We start from the raw sequence: 14,504 nt of genomic DNA, 5'->3' as shown, positions 1-14,504 counted from the left end.
CGCATAACGTAATTTCCCGATGGGCGCCCGCGTGGCGATGGCTGTTCCCGCGCCATGCTGGTAACGCTATTCCGATAGGCAAATTCCTGGAGACGAAGATGGTAGACAGACTGATACCTTATGCACTGACGTCACAAGCGAGTGATGCGGAAGTATCGAGCTACGTGAAGAACGTCAGCAATTATGTGATGAGCAAAAACCCCAATGCTGGCGGCTATAACGCCCAGAACAAGTCGGGTATTTTGTTGCAGACGCATGCGCAGAAACTGTTTGGTCACACGGGTATTTCGGCCAACAAAACCGTGGGTACAATCCTGATCATTTCCAACCAACTGATGAACGGATTGGCAACCATGAAAGCCTGGGCGAAGACGCTGAGCGAGACCGCGACGTCGAATGCGGTGAAATTTCAGAACGTGGAATGGCTGATTCATCTTCACCTGAATTCGCCTCTGATGACCGACTGGGTGATCACGACCGGGGCGGCCAATCTGATCAAAGAGCTGGATGCGCAGGGGAAAGGCGCGGTAAAAATCCGTTTTGCCATTGATTGCAGCGCCTGGTTGATGAACCAGGAACATCAGAAATTGTATGATGCCGCCGTCCCCGCCGACGTTGATTCCTCGCCAGTGAAAGGCAAGTTGGCCCTGAGAGCGAGCCGGTTGAAAACCATTCCTTATGGGTTGCTGCGATCGTTCGGGTTGCACAAAGCGCTGCTGCTGAATCAGTTGAGTGCCGACACCAAGAAAGACCTGTATCTGGTTGTCGATGTGGAGCCGGGGGAGGCATTGGTGCCCACGAAGGCGACGCCGGATAAAGACATCGCCAGTAATCGGGCGAAATGCTTTCTGGCAACCTGGAATATGCTGATCAATGGTAAAAAAGTGGTTTATAACTGTCTGGAATGGTTGCCGCACTATGCCGGTACCATGGCGTCGGAATGGTACAACATCAAATACCCTGACGGTGCGCCGATGGATAAGGTGGATGGCAAAGATGTTCGGGTCATCAAGACCGATGAAACCAAGTTGAAAGTGGAGCTGGCGGTGACAACCTGCATGGACAAACTGACGGCATATCTGAATACCGCCGGCAAAGACAGCCCGTATCCCAGTGAGCCTATGCTGGGGTTCAACATGAAGGATTACGTATCCCCCCAGTTGATCAGTGTTATGCCGGAAGCAGTCAACTCGTCGAAAGTCGGCGGCGAACGGGCGTTCCTGCTGGGCGGGAAAAAAGTCGCTTATGTGGAAGTGTGCGATGTCATGGGGATCGGCGCCGGCGAGGGCGCGTCGCTGAAGTCACATGTGGGAAACAATAACGCGGATAAGACTGACGCCCGGGTCTGGACCTCTTCGTGGGGAGCCTTAAAGGATATTGTCGGCAATAAGCTGAATCTGGTGCGCTCGACCAGCGGCGCGGTCAGCTATACGCCCAAAGCGAAGATCATCGTGCAGGATCTGAAAGATATGGGCGGGGTGTATGTGGGCAATGAAGCGGGAACAACCGTTATCGTCGAGTTCTGACTGACACCTGCCGTCGATGAGTGGGTCGGCGGTGGATACAAACCTGACGGGCTGTGTGATACAGCCCGTTTTTCATGGCGCAGAGGGTTGTTATGAGGATGAGCGCAGTGATTGTCGTGATGGCGATGATTACCGTGATGCAGGTTGCGGTTCTACCCGGTTTGCGCGGCATCGGGTTGCACATGAGTATCCTGCAGTCACATTTTTCCATGCCGGGACGGAAAAGGGCTTGACCTTACGGCTACTGGAAGGTTCAGCCTGACAGTCTGAACGCAGAGGAGGAGTCCTGAAATGTATCGTCGCGACTTTCTGAAATATACCGCCTTGCTTGGCGCCGCCAGCGCGCTGCCGTGGTGGAGCGGCCGGGCATGGGCGGCTGCACCGGTGGCGTTGCCCATTCCGCCGTTGTTAAAACCGGATGCCACAGGCCATATCGATCTGCGCCTTCAGTCTGGCGTGATGCGCTGGTTGCCGGGCATAGACACGACGACCTGGGGCATCAACGGCCCATTACTGGGGCCAGCGTTGCAACTGGAGCAAGGGCAGTCGGTCTCGGTAACAGTGACCAACCGGTTAGCTGAAACCACCACCGTGCACTGGCACGGCATGGAAGTTCCGGGCGACGCCGACGGCGGCCCGCAGGCGACGATCGCCCCCGGCGCTAGCTGGGATGCGCGCTTTACGGTCGACCAGCCCGCGACGACCGCCTGGTTCCATCCGCATACGCACGGCGTCACCGGGCGTCAGGTGGCGATGGGGCTCGGCGGATTGATCTTGGTGCAGGACGCGCTAGGCCGTGCCTTGCCGCTCCCCAATCAATGGGGGGTGAATGATATTCCGGTGATTTTGCAGGATAAACGGCTGAATGCTAGCGGTCAGATTGACTATCAATTGGATGCAATGACGGCGGCGGTGGGTTGGTTCGGCGATCGTATGTTGACCAACGGCGTTGTCGCACCACAGCATATCGCGCCGCGTGGCTGGTTGCGCCTGCGCATGCTGAATGGTTGCAACGCCCGCTCGTTGACGTTGGCGGCCAGCGATGGCCGAACACTGTATGTGATTGGCAGCGACGGCGGCCTGCTGGCGGAACCGGTGGCGGTGCAGCAGTTGCCGATGCTGATGGGGGAGCGTTTCGACGTGTTGGTGGATGTGCGCGACGGCAAACCGTTTGATGTGGTGACGCTGCCGGTTAGCCAGATGGGGATGATGCTGCCGCCGTTCGATCAGCCTTTGCCGGTGTTGCATATCCAGCCGGGAACGGAGACGGGCGCTGGAACGTTGCCGGACCGGCTGGCGACGCTGCCGCCGTTGCCTGCGACGGATGGGCTGAAATGGCGTCGATTGCAATTGTCGATGGATCCCCAATTGGATATGCAAGGCATGCAACTCCTGATGCAACGCTATGGCATGCAGGCGATGGCCGGCATGATGATGGGGGGGAACGGCGCGATGACGGGCATGTCACATGGAAATATGCCGCACGGGAACGGCGCGATGCCGATGTCGTCGCCGGGCGGTATGAACCACGGCAACATGAACCACAGCGGTATGAATCATGGCGGCATGGCGATGCCGGCGGAGAATGGGACATCGTCGACCGCCGGCGGGCTGGACATCATGACCAGTAATCGCATCAACGGCGTCGCGTTCGAGATGGGCAAACCGTTGTTTGACGTCAAACGCGGCGAGGAGGAGATCTGGGAGATCTCCGGTCAGGGCGACATGATGTTGCACCCGTTCCATATTCACGGTACGCGGTTTCGTATCCTGTCGGAAAACGGCGCTGCGCCTGCCGCACATCGGCAAGGGTGGAAGGACACCGTGCGGGTGGAAGGCGGTGTTAGCCGGGTGTTGGTGCGGTTCAATCACCTGGCGCCGGCGCAACGGGCCTATATGGCCCACTGCCATCTGCTGGAGCACGAAGATACCGGCATGATGATGGCGTTTACCGTGTCGTAGCGTGTATTCGGCATCGGCGATGTTGGCCTTGTTGGCGGGGAGCGGCGCTCACAGTGCCGTTTCGAGTGTTTCGACCGCTTCCTGCTCGCCGGCCGCGCGCCGATCGAAATCCTCTCGCGCTTTTTCCACCTGCGGCAGATACTCCACCGTCCAACGATACAGTGCCTGAAATGGCTCCTTCAGCGTGTGCCCCAGTTCCGTCGTGTGATATTCCACAGCGATGGGCGAAGCGGTCAGCACCCGGCGTTCAACGATGCCGTTGCGCTCCAGTTTGCGTAGACATTGCGTCAGCGCCTTCTGGGTGATGCCATCCAACCGACGTTTGATCTCGTTAAATCTAAGCGGGCGTTCGCACAACGTCGCCAACACCAGCACAGACCATTTGTCGGCAATCTGCTCCAGCAGAAAACGGCTGGGGGAGTTGGCATGGCAAAAAGGGGAAAGACAGGGTTTGGTCATCGTGGTTTCCTGTAGGCTACCTGGTTGCATTAAAGTGCCTAATTGACACCAAGTTTACATTGTATACCCTCAAGCCATCACACCCAAGGAGATGAATGGCATGGCCAATATTGATGTCCTGTTTCGCCCGTTTTCACTCAAAACGCTGACCCTGAAAAACCGCATCGTGATGGCGCCGATGACCCGTACTTTTTCCCCTGACGGCATCCCCGGCGACGATGTCGCGGCCTATTACCGGCGCCGTGCCGAAGGCGAAGTCGGGTTGATTTTGTCGGAAGGTACCGTGGTCGATCGCCCCGGCGCGCGTAATCATCCCGGTATTCCAGTGTTTCATGGCGATGCGGCCTTGCAGGGCTGGCAGAACGTGATCGATGAAGTACATGCAGCGGGCGGGCGGATGGGGCCGCAGATATGGCACGTTGGCTCGGTACCGCTGCGAGATGTGGCGTGGGAACCTGACTATATCGAAAGCCCGTCCGGGTTAGTTATGCCGGATGTGGAGCGCGGCCACGCCATGACGGACGAGGATATCGCCGATACTATTGCGGCGTTTGCCCGCGCGGCAGCCGATGCCAAACGCCTGGGGTTCGATACGATGGAACTGCACGGGGCGCACGGCTATCTGATCGACCAGTTCTTCTGGGGGGAAACCAACCAGCGCACCGATGCTTTCGGCGGCGCGACCATCAAACAGCGCGCCCGCTTCGCCGCCGAAGTGGTGAAAAGTGTGCGTCAGGCAGTGGGGCCGGACTTCCCGCTGATCCTGCGCGTCAGCCAATGGAAACAGCAGGACTATAGCGCACGTCTGGCGCCGACGCCGCTGGCGTTGGAAGACTGGCTGGCGCCGCTGGTGGCGGCGGGTGTGGATATTCTGCACTGCTCCCAGCGTCGTTTCTGGGAACCGGAATTCCCGGAAGTGGATGGCGAAAACGGGCTGAACTTCGCGGGATGGGCCAAGAAAGTCACCGGCGCGGCCACCATCAGCGTCGGTTCCGTTGGGCTGTCGGATGAATTCTTCAGCGCCTTTGCCGGCAAAGGTTCCACCCCGGCTAACCTCGATAAGCTGTTGGATCGCATGGCGCGTGATGAGTTTGATTTGATCGCGGTGGGGCGTGCACTGCTGACCGATCCTCACTGGGCCGCGAAAGTCCATCAGCAGAAACTGGAAACCCTCAAAGGGTTTGACCCGGCGTCGCTCGGACAGTTGGTTTAACAGTTGCAACGCCCCGATGGGCAGGCTGATGGCGTGCCATCGGCCCGTCTGTCGCGAGATGACATTACAACAGCCGGATGGCTGAGCTCACCACAAAGCGGCTTTCTTCGCTAATCGGCCAGTCGTCGGGGATATCCGATGACTGGCGCACAATTTGCCAGGCATCGTGCTCTTGCGGGCACAGGCAGATCGCTTCCGGCGCCACATCCACCAGGAAATTCCACTGCCGTACTTTTTCCGGCTTGCCCGCTTGGCTTGTCGCTTCCAGCGAATAGTCAAAAAAACCCAGATAATGACGGATATAGCTCAAACGCAGCCCGGTTTCTTCATGCAATTCGCGCATCAACGTCGCCAACAGATTGTGGTCGTTGGGCGCGCGACCGCCACCGGGTATTTCCCAATATCCCGGTAGCACCGGGTCATTGGCGCTACGCCGCACCAGCAGTATCCCACCGTTAAACACTACGGCGGCGCCCAGTGTTTGACGAGTGATCCCTTCCTGCTGAGCCTGTGATTCAAACTGCCGCAACATCTTGCTGTATGCACTGTCCTGGGGTGAAAACAAAAACATGTCATTACCTGTCTGTGTCGAGTTCGGCGCTAACCCGGCCGCTGGTGAGGCCTATCTCGTCATTACTTGCCCGCGCTCGTCGCGAAAGGCCGCGTAATGGCGGACATAGCCTAGTTGTTATAGATGACACTGATATTTCATCTTGTTAATAAATACAAATATGATTTTTTCATATAAAAATACTTTCGATTGGGTATCAATCTGGTACATCAAAACTACAAAAAAGGTAACTAAATGTAATTTATTCTGAGGTGGGGACGCCTGCATCAGTGATCGGGCACAGGACGAAGGCGTCAGATGGGGTTAGCGGACGTTCGGGATCCGGATCTCGCCGGCAGGGCAATTGGATTTGATGTTGGAGGCGCAGGACTGGAATTTCAGTTGCTTATCCAGACAGACGCGGACTTCCGACAGTTCTTTCTTGTTACAGGCCACGACTAGGCCGTCGGCCGGAATATCGGGATTGCTCTGGCGGAATGCAGTCAAGATCTTGTCGGCGGACAGGAATAGCGGTTTGTGCGGTGCCTGGAGTTCGGGCGGTACTTTTACCTGGCTCAGAGCCTGGTCGGCTGCCTCCAGATAGCCTTTAGCGCCGAGCCCGCTACAGGTGCCGTGTTTTTCCCACTCATGGGTCAGTAAGTCATCTGAGGGAAAAATCATATCGCCTTGTCGGCGCTCTTCCGGCGTCAGTGCGGCGATGGGCGGACAGTTTTCCGGCCATCCGCCCTTGGTGTACTGGGGCCACAGGCCATGCAGGACGAAACCGTAGCCTTTGGTACATTGCGGATTGTCTTTGTGGGTCAGGCAAAATGTGGGCGACCATGACAGCGTCAGCAGATAGTAGTCAAACATGCCGGCCTGGTTTTTATTCTGTGCCAGAGACGGCGCGCTCAGTAAGCTGCCTGCCAGCGCCAGACCCGCCAGCAGTGCGAAGCCTTTGCTCATAAAACACCTCGTGAAGTAAGGCATGATGCCTAGAATATGCGCCGAAAACCGGCTAATCATGTTATTGCGCCGGCAGTTTCTGCCATTTCGCCGGTTATTTCCATTCGTAAGAAATAATCAATCGGCGCCTGGCATCACTGCTGCAGCACGCCCAGAGTCGATCCACCTAGAGACGAATTGGCGCGCATGTTGAACGGACAACACACTTGCCTAGCCCGAAGGGTGAGCGGAGCGCGTACACGGCAAGCCCCAAATGACCAGTCGAATAACGCATTAAGGCTGATATCGATATCGCCAGGCTGCATAACGGCGGTTTATTAAGGCATAGCGTGGGCGAATGAAAAGTCAAACCATGGGCGTTTTCTCGGCGGTTTATCCGACAGGCCTCGGCGCTGCCGGGAGCGCTGCGTCCCTTCGGGCGTCTGGATTATTGGCGCCCTTCACCGCGTTTCGGCGGTCGGTAGCAAGAAGGGCGTGGCGGTGTGTATGTGCCAGCCGCGCGTTGTCTTCACCACAAAAGGCTCAGGCCACAAGCTTCATGGCGTTAGACGCCGTGGCCGTCAACGCGTTGACGCAGCGCGGCATATTGCACCAACATAATGGTTTTGGCATCGACCAGCAGGCCGGTTTCAATGGCACGCAGCGCATCCGGCAGAGTCATCTCCAGCGTTTCCACATCTTCGCCTTCTTCGCGCCGCCCGCCGCCGGCGCCGATGCGTGAGGCGTCGTCATATTCGCCGACAAAAAAATGCAGTTTTTCGGTCACTGAGCCGGGGCTCATGTAGCACTCCATAATTTTTTGCACGTTGAATACCCGGTAGCCAGTTTCTTCCTCCGCTTCGGCGCGAATGCGTACCTCGGGGTCGGCATGGTCCAGCAGACCGGCGGCGGTTTCAATCAGCATGCCGTCGTGACCATTGACGAATACTGGAAAACGGAACTGCCGGGTGAACAACAACGTCTGCTTTTGCCGGTTGAACAGCAGGATGGTAGCGCCGTCGCCGCGGTCGTAGGTTTCGCGACTCTGTCGTTGCCAGGAGCCGTCGCGCCGTAGAAAGTCGAAGGTGGTTTTTTTCAGCAGATACCCGTCGTCGGAGAGGACAACACTGTCGATAATGCGGATCCGATCTTTGGTGGTGTGCATGAGGAGACTCCAAGTGGTAGAGGAGTTGGCATCTTAAGGTATGCTACCGTGCAATATCAATTTATTTCATGCAATATCGTGCATTACGTGATGCTTATTTTGCACGTTTTTACTCGTATTCAGCCAGGTATACGGAATTTTGTGGGTGTTAAGTGACTATTCGTGTAAATTCGTGAACATTTAGTCATGGGGTCGGGCAAGAATACGGAGCAGGTATGCTGACGACACAGCGTAAAAAACAGATTTTGGTGCAACTGGCGGCAGAGGGGCAGGTGCTGGCGAAGGCGCTCAGCGAACAGTTCGGCGTTTCGGAAGATACCATCCGCCGGGATTTACGTGAGCTGGCTCGGGAGGGGCGTTTGCAACGGGTGCATGGCGGCGCGCTGCCGGCGTCGGACACGGTGGTAAGTTTCGCCGCTCGCAGCCAGATGGCAATCGATGAGAAACAGCGACTCGCGCGTACGGCAGCGGCAATGATTACACCGGGGCAAGTGGTGATGATCGACGGCGGCACCACCAGCGGCGAACTGGTGAAATGTCTGCCGGCGGATCTCTGCGCTACGGTGGTGACGCACAGCCCCAGTGTGGCGGTCGGGTTGGTCAACCATCCCGGTATCGACGTGGTGCTGATTGGCGGCAAACTGTATAAGCATTCGCTGGTCACGGTGGGCGCCGCCGCGGTAGAAGCCATGTCGCATATTCGCGCCGACCTGTTTTTTATGGGGGTGACTGGCGTTCACCCGCAAGCCGGTTTCAGTACCGGTGATTTGGAGGAGGCTTACATCAAACGGGCGCTGGCGGCGCGGGCGGCGGAAACCATGGTGATGGCGACACGGGATAAGTTGAACGTCGCGTCGCCATACGCCATCGGCGATCTGTCGTTGGCCGGCACGCTGATTGTGGACGACGACGTACCGGGCGCGTTGACGTTGCCATTCGAACAGGCGGGGCTGGCCGTGGTGCGGTATGGATGATAATGCGGCGCCAACGTTTGGCGACAATCTTGGTTGATGCCTGCGGTCGCGCCTGCGATCGTCTCGGATGGACACAGACTCATCTTTGGACGTTGCGGGGCTGGATGTCGCCCGCCGTCCGTATCAACGGATGGGCTTGCGTATCGGTGCCGGTATAGGGCGGCGTATCAGGATGCGTTGCGGCCCAGCCCGGCTTTGAGCCGGGTGCGCCAGGTTCTGCAGATAATGGGCGGGCTGGCCGAGCAGTACGTGGGCATCTTTTTCTACTACCCGTTGCTCCGGCGCCTGACTTAATCCGCCGGCAAGCAGTTGTTCTACTTCGTAAGGCAGAAATTCTTTGCCGCAATCCGATTTGGGATTGAGAAATAGTGTCGCTCCCCGCGTGATTTCAAAAAGCGTGCGTGCGGGCAACGCCAGGTAGGGTTCCTCGCTCTGAATCGACCTCTGTAGGACGCTCAACGATGAGAAAAAAGAATCACGGGATCCGTGTGGGGCGTCATTCGCAAGCATCGGTACGCGCATTCGAGCAATCGGTGGGGGTCATTGATGAAATCATGGACTGCTATGTCATGGCCGGCGACGCTGATTATTTATTGCGTGTTTTGGCCGGTAGCTTCCGCGACTACGAACGCTTCGTACGGGACAAGCTGCAAAAAATTGGCGGTATTGCGGCCATTGAGACCCGTTTTGCTTACGGGATGATTAAACGCTCCAAGGTCTTTCCTCGTCTTTAAGTGGGGAACCGCCTCAGGGCATCAAGGCGCGAACCGCCGTTTCCCATGCCACTGCCTGTCGTTGCAACCGCGCGCCCAGAAGGATGCCGTGTCGCGCGATCGACAACAGCCCGGCCGGCTACGCAGGTCGGGCGCTGAAAAAAACCGGTGGCACGCAGGCCGGGCCGAGCGCTTGCCCGGCGCATCAATGAGTCATCAAGCGTGAGGCGGTGTTGCCTCAACGACAGGGAACCACCCCTTCGCCACCTGGATGACGCCCCACAGTTTGTCCGGGATCGCCAGTAACGGCACGCGCTCGGCATCAAGCGCCGTAGCAATCTCGGTTTCCCGGCCTTCACCCGCGAGCTCGACCCATGTCGGGTTCATCACCAGGCCCTGCCCGATCGCGATGAGAGACAGGCCGGTATCCATGGCTTTTGCAGCGTCTGCTGGCGTGCGGATAAGGCCCGCCGCCATCAGGGGAATGCGCTCGGCTACGTGCTCAACGAGCAGCTCGGCGGTCGTCCGTTCGTCGGCACCATCAACCGGTCTGGCATTCGGAATGTCAAAAAGCGAGGCATGCAGATAATCGATGCCGGCTTCAATCAGCCGATCAATCAGTACGTAGCTATCACTGATACGCAGCGCCCCTTCGCCAGCTTCTTCCGGTGAGATGCGGTAGCCCAGCAAGAAAGAGCGCTTGGCGTGTTCGGCGATGACCCGCTGCGCTTCACGCACCACGGCCAAGGGGAAACGCATACGGTTTTCGAGCGAACCGCCCCATTCATCATCACGCTGGTTAAACATGGGCGAGAAGAAGTTCTGGATGAGAAAGCCATGAGCACCATGCAGCTCGATGCCGTCGAAGCCCGCCTCAATGGCGCGGCGAGTCGCTTCGCCGAAAGCCCTGATGATCTCTTCGATAGCTTCCCCGCTCAGTGCATGGCTAGTGATTTCGGCGTTATTGAATGGGCTGGGCGGCACCTTTAGCGCACTGGCGCTGACCACACGGCCATCCGGTACAAGGTGCGGCAAGGCTTTGTTGCCGGCGTGGAATATCTGCAGAATGGCGGGCGCGCCCCCACTTTTAGCCGCTTGCGCGAGGCGACGGAGGCTGGGAATGAAACGATCGTCATAACTGGCGAACTCGTCAGTGAAGCCTATGCCGTCAGGCGTCACATGCGTGCAGCCTGTCACCACCATGCCGACACCGTTGGCGCGAGCGCGATAGTAAGCCACCTCTTGGTCAGATATGGTGCCATCCGGGTTCGCCGACCAGGTTGTCATCGGTGCCATCACGGCACGGTTGCGTAGGGTCAGGCCGTTGTTGAAAGCGAAAGGCTGAAGCAGCTTCGATTGGGGTGAGGTCATAGTACAAAATCTCCATGAATGAAAAAGTAAGTCAGGGTAGGTCGTGAACCGGTGTGAGGCAGTATGAGCGCGAAGGCCCTGGGAGTGTTTGCCAGAAACGTGGTATTTATTGCCTGATTTGATGATTTGATATCAATCATCAAGTCGGTAGACAACCAGCAATGCTAAGCTTCAACAATACATTTGAGATGTAACCATTAGATTTTATGGAGATGTGGAATGAGTTCTCAATCAGAACCGGACATGGGTGAGCTTGCCAGCCTGATTGGCAATATTGCACAAATTGATGGAGACCATAATACGCTGATACCGGCGCTGAAGCTGCGTCGCTGCAGTTCTATCACCGATCCTACGCCCTGCATCTATGGCCTGGGTCTGGTATTGATCGTGCAAGGCGGCAAGCGGATCACCCAGGGTGACGAGATCTTCGAATACGGGGCTGGACAATCCCTTATCACCACCGTAGATATGCCGGTTGTCGCATACGTTACTCGTGCCAGTACCGCAGAGCCTTTCCTCGGGATGTGGTTGGAGCTTGATGCTCGCCTCATCGCTCAGTTGGCGGCGGAAATGGAGTTTGCGACGCCATTGCCGGCGTCGACGACACGAGGAATATCTCTCGTGGCGCTGGAGCCCGGCTTACAGGATGCGCTGACCCGGCTACTCCGATTGCTGGCCGAGCCGGCGTTGATTCCTCTCCTCGCGCCCTTAATCCAGCAGGAGATCGTCGTGCGCCTGCTCAATGGGGGGCATAGCGCCGGTTTGCGCCGTCTCGTGGCGATCGGCTCGCCGAGCCAGCAAATTGCCAAGGTGATCGCATGGCTTAAACAGCACTACACGGAAAATGTGTTGATGGATGAACTGGCGGCAAAGGCCCACATGAGCCCCTCAACGTTCCGACAGCATTTCCGCGCCGTTGTCGGCGTGAGCCCGTTGCAATACCTGAAGAATCTGCGCCTGCTTGATGCCCGGCAATTGATGCTCAATGAAAATCTGGATGCCGGCAGCGCAGCGACGCGAGTCGGATACGAGAGCGCATCCCAGTTCAGCCGGGAATACAGCCGACTATTCGGGGATCCGCCGAATCGAGATATCAAGCGGATGCGAGAATCGACCTGGACAGGCAACCGACGTGACCACTAAAGCGTGGCCAGCCGACCCGGTATCCGGCTTTGCCCCAGACTTGCGTCTGGAGAAGGGCTAGCAAGGATGAACCGGCCTGGTCGGGATTGACTCGCGGGGGGAATCGCCAAGCCGGCAGTGAGGTTCGCGACGGGATCGTGAAAGATTCAGCACCTGGTTATGTCCGGTGCAGGATCTCTTGCAGTTCGTCGCGGTCAATACAGGTGGCGTCACCTTCAAAAAATTGCGGTATCGCGCGCTTAAGTTTTGTTTTCAACGTATTCAGTTCGAACGGGCGTTGATACCGATTCTGCCGATACGAATAGAGAAAGTGGCGCCCCTCGCTGTAGATAATTCTATCGAATGTATAAAAATCGATATAACTTCCACGGTGATTGGCGCAAAGCACCACATCGCCCTGTTGGTAGGGCAGATCATCTTGCTTGGCGTCGTATGTGAAAAAATCCCTCAGCAGGAGGGTATCAGCTTCCGCAGATGCTTCTTGCAACAGTTGAGTGGCTTTGGCTTTGGTTTCCGCTGAATGGCGTTTACACCAAATGAACAACGGTAGCGTCTGATTGCTTTCATCTAATAACCATTGCTCGGCGCTGGAATAATGCCGAGACCTGGCTAATCCCGCCTGGGTTCTATTATGGTTGCGACAGTAATGATGAAAGTTTAATTGGAATGCTGATGATGTATCTGCTTTGATGACCGATTTCGTGGTTAATAATTGTCTAAAACGCTGCACATATTCAGTATACAGGCCGATATTTTCCATGACCACGCAAGTATCCCGTCGAAGAGATAAGCCAGTTTTTGTAAAATTAGCGCTGCCAATGACAACGATATCCGGTTCGATTAAATACAACTTCCAATGAATACTTGATTCATAGCCAAAGTCCACGAAAGCGTGAAAGTCATTTCGGTTTAGATTGGCACAATATTCAATGAATTTTGGCGCAGTGAAGGCATTAATTGTCCCAACCAGTAATTCAATGGTGTTGTTATTATCCAGTAATGCGGAAATGATCTCTTCTGTGCCGCTGGCAAAGGCGGTAATGATTTTAATCTTCTTTCCCTGGTGTGATGTTAAATAATCTTCCAGGCATGAGGTGTCATCAAGGATGTTCATATTTTCTCGTGGTAAATACCCTAAATAATTCAGTGCCCACGTAATGATGGCGGGCACTCACAGTGCTGATACCGGTTGCCTGTAATGACATCACTGTGCATCAGGCGAGGAGGCCACAACCGCCGTGCCGTCCATCATACAGAGGCAGTTTTCGCTGATAAAATCAGTGAACACCGTCATCCGTGCTGGATAATGGCCATCGGTGAAAAACTCGCGGAAAACGTCCCGAACTGCGGGGAAATCGTGGCGGTGCTTGAGATACAGCGTCAATTGAACCATGTCATTGAGGCTTGCGTCGACGGATTGTAACGTTCGACTCAGTGCTTTCAGAGACGCTCTTGCCTGAAACACCGCATCCGCTTTTTCATGGCCGCCACTGTGGTGTGCCAGGAAAATAAATCCGCCAGCGACTACGCATGCTGGGCAAGTCTCATCTTTTGTGTGTGGCGCCGCTCTCATAATCATCATAATACCCTCATCATTAATGGTTTTTTACTGTATTCCCATACAGTGGTTATAGCAAGCCGATCGCTATTAGGTTATTTGCGAACAATCACATTTATTAAAAATGAAGGGGGTGCAGCGTGAATGTACTCTTTGATCTGGACGGAACCATCATTGATTCTCTCCCCGGCATCAAAGCGAGTTTAGTGTATGCCATTCGCCAGCAAGGCCATGACATTGATGAAAATATGGACATCACCGCGCTGGTTGGCCCGCCCATGAATAGTATTGTCTGTACTTTACTGGCGCCGTATGGCGATAACCGCGTGGCTGAAACGGTGAATATCTATCGGGAGCATTATGGTCAACATGGGCTTTATGAGAGCGTGCCTTATCCGGAAATTCAGACATCGCTTAGCCAGTTAAAAAATAATGGGCATGATTTATTTTTGGCGACATCGAAGAGACAGATTTTTGCAGAGAAGATACTGGTGAATTTAAAACTTGATTCGTTTTTTACCGATATTATGGGCACGCTCGCAGACGGTAGTTTAGATGATAAAAGCCAATTGTTATCGGCCCTGATAAATAAACATGCGCTGGATAGAAAAAATACCGTCATGATAGGGGACAGGAAAGAAGATATTATTAGCGCGCATAATAATGGTTTATTCGCCATCGGCGTGTTGTGGGGGTATGGTTCTTATGATGAGTTGAGGAACCATGGCGCGAATATTTATTGCCAGTCACCCTCACAGTTATGCGCGCGGCTGGAGGACAGGGGGGACATGGTCAGAGGTGCAATTAACAGCGGCGATACCCCTGATGACCTCGAGTGACGCTTACCCATATGGGCAAACCGATATGGATGTAAAAAACGCCGAAAATGGGATGCTGTAAACTGCGAGGGCGCGCATCATTTATG

At 55.6% G+C, this 14,504-nt stretch carries 16 protein-coding genes; 8 read left to right on the top strand and 8 right to left on the bottom strand.

Annotation, left to right across the window (positions count from 1 at the left end; genetic code table 11):
• Positions 1-98 precede the first annotated feature (98 nt).
• The 3 genes from HEP82_RS03140 to cueO all read left to right on the top strand — a co-directional run bounded on the left by HEP82_RS03140 (position 99) and on the right by cueO (position 3,488).
• Positions 99-1,526, top strand: a complete 1,428-nt coding sequence (locus HEP82_RS03140; protein ID WP_192456743.1) for a hypothetical protein — start codon at positions 99-101, stop codon at positions 1,524-1,526.
• A gap of 92 nt (positions 1,527-1,618) precedes the next feature.
• Positions 1,619-1,759, top strand: a complete 141-nt coding sequence (locus HEP82_RS03135) for a hypothetical protein (protein ID WP_192456742.1) — start codon at positions 1,619-1,621, stop codon at positions 1,757-1,759.
• Positions 1,760-1,817: 58 nt separating this feature from the next.
• On the top strand, positions 1,818-3,488 hold the full coding sequence (gene cueO / locus HEP82_RS03130; RefSeq protein ID WP_192456741.1) for a multicopper oxidase CueO: 1,671 nt from the start codon (positions 1,818-1,820) through the stop codon (positions 3,486-3,488).
• A gap of 48 nt (positions 3,489-3,536) precedes the next feature.
• On the opposite strand, the gene HEP82_RS03125 is transcribed toward cueO, so the two are convergent.
• On the bottom strand, positions 3,537-3,947 hold the full coding sequence (locus tag HEP82_RS03125) for a winged helix-turn-helix transcriptional regulator (RefSeq protein WP_192456855.1): 411 nt from the start codon (positions 3,945-3,947) through the stop codon (positions 3,537-3,539).
• A gap of 100 nt (positions 3,948-4,047) precedes the next feature.
• Between HEP82_RS03125 and HEP82_RS03120 the strand changes: the two genes are divergently transcribed.
• On the top strand, positions 4,048-5,160 hold the full coding sequence (locus tag HEP82_RS03120) for an NADH:flavin oxidoreductase (RefSeq protein ID WP_192456740.1): 1,113 nt from the start codon (positions 4,048-4,050) through the stop codon (positions 5,158-5,160).
• Between the two features lie 64 nt (positions 5,161-5,224).
• Here HEP82_RS03120 and HEP82_RS03115 read toward each other — a convergent pair whose 3' ends face one another.
• The 3 genes from HEP82_RS03115 to HEP82_RS03105 all read right to left on the bottom strand — a co-directional run bounded on the left by HEP82_RS03115 (position 5,225) and on the right by HEP82_RS03105 (position 7,820).
• On the bottom strand, positions 5,225-5,731 hold the full coding sequence (locus HEP82_RS03115) for an NUDIX hydrolase (protein ID WP_192456739.1): 507 nt from the start codon (positions 5,729-5,731) through the stop codon (positions 5,225-5,227).
• 303 nt (positions 5,732-6,034) lie between these two features.
• A complete protein-coding gene (locus HEP82_RS03110; RefSeq protein WP_192456738.1) occupies positions 6,035-6,676 on the bottom strand; it encodes a ribonuclease T2 family protein in 642 nt (213 codons plus the stop codon).
• 544 nt (positions 6,677-7,220) lie between these two features.
• A complete protein-coding gene (locus tag HEP82_RS03105; protein WP_192456737.1) occupies positions 7,221-7,820 on the bottom strand; it encodes an NUDIX domain-containing protein in 600 nt (199 codons plus the stop codon).
• Between the two features lie 215 nt (positions 7,821-8,035).
• Between HEP82_RS03105 and HEP82_RS03100 the strand changes: the two genes are divergently transcribed.
• Positions 8,036-8,794: a DeoR/GlpR family DNA-binding transcription regulator gene (locus HEP82_RS03100; protein ID WP_192456736.1), complete on the top strand. Its 759-nt coding sequence runs from the start codon at positions 8,036-8,038 to the stop codon at positions 8,792-8,794.
• A 123-nt stretch (positions 8,795-8,917) separates the two neighbouring features.
• Here HEP82_RS03100 and HEP82_RS03095 read toward each other — a convergent pair whose 3' ends face one another.
• Positions 8,918-9,205, bottom strand: coding sequence for a hypothetical protein (locus HEP82_RS03095; RefSeq protein ID WP_237048186.1), 288 nt, complete (start codon positions 9,203-9,205; stop codon positions 8,918-8,920).
• 50 nt (positions 9,206-9,255) lie between these two features.
• On the opposite strand from HEP82_RS03095, the gene HEP82_RS03090 reads away from it, so the two are divergent.
• Positions 9,256-9,528 (top strand): Lrp/AsnC ligand binding domain-containing protein, encoded by a 273-nt coding sequence (locus HEP82_RS03090; protein ID WP_192456734.1) that lies wholly within the window; start codon positions 9,256-9,258, stop codon positions 9,526-9,528.
• A gap of 195 nt (positions 9,529-9,723) precedes the next feature.
• Here the strand turns inward: HEP82_RS03090 and HEP82_RS03085 are convergent, their stop codons facing one another.
• Positions 9,724-10,878: an NADH-dependent flavin oxidoreductase gene (locus HEP82_RS03085; protein ID WP_192456733.1), complete on the bottom strand. Its 1,155-nt coding sequence runs from the start codon at positions 10,876-10,878 to the stop codon at positions 9,724-9,726.
• A gap of 219 nt (positions 10,879-11,097) precedes the next feature.
• Here HEP82_RS03085 and HEP82_RS03080 point away from each other — a divergent pair, with 219 nt between their 5' ends.
• Positions 11,098-12,021, top strand: coding sequence for an AraC family transcriptional regulator (locus HEP82_RS03080; protein WP_192456732.1), 924 nt, complete (start codon positions 11,098-11,100; stop codon positions 12,019-12,021).
• Between the two features lie 157 nt (positions 12,022-12,178).
• Here HEP82_RS03080 and HEP82_RS03075 read toward each other — a convergent pair whose 3' ends face one another.
• Both HEP82_RS03075 and HEP82_RS03070 read right to left on the bottom strand, forming a co-directional pair.
• Positions 12,179-13,135, bottom strand: a complete 957-nt coding sequence (locus HEP82_RS03075; protein ID WP_192456731.1) for a phospholipase D family protein — start codon at positions 13,133-13,135, stop codon at positions 12,179-12,181.
• A 90-nt stretch (positions 13,136-13,225) separates the two neighbouring features.
• Complete coding sequence (locus tag HEP82_RS03070) at positions 13,226-13,603, bottom strand: RidA family protein (protein WP_192456730.1); 378 nt, start codon at positions 13,601-13,603, stop codon at positions 13,226-13,228.
• A 116-nt stretch (positions 13,604-13,719) separates the two neighbouring features.
• On the opposite strand from HEP82_RS03070, the gene HEP82_RS03065 reads away from it, so the two are divergent.
• Positions 13,720-14,418: an HAD hydrolase-like protein gene (locus HEP82_RS03065; protein ID WP_192456729.1), complete on the top strand. Its 699-nt coding sequence runs from the start codon at positions 13,720-13,722 to the stop codon at positions 14,416-14,418.
• Positions 14,419-14,504 lie beyond the last annotated feature (86 nt).

The sequence above is a fragment of the Musicola keenii genome (assembly GCF_014855505.1).
Classification (GTDB): Bacteria; Pseudomonadota; Gammaproteobacteria; order Enterobacterales; family Enterobacteriaceae; genus Musicola; species Musicola paradisiaca.
The sequence above is the reverse complement of the archived record's forward strand: the minus strand, read 5'-3'. Positions and strand labels throughout refer to the sequence as shown.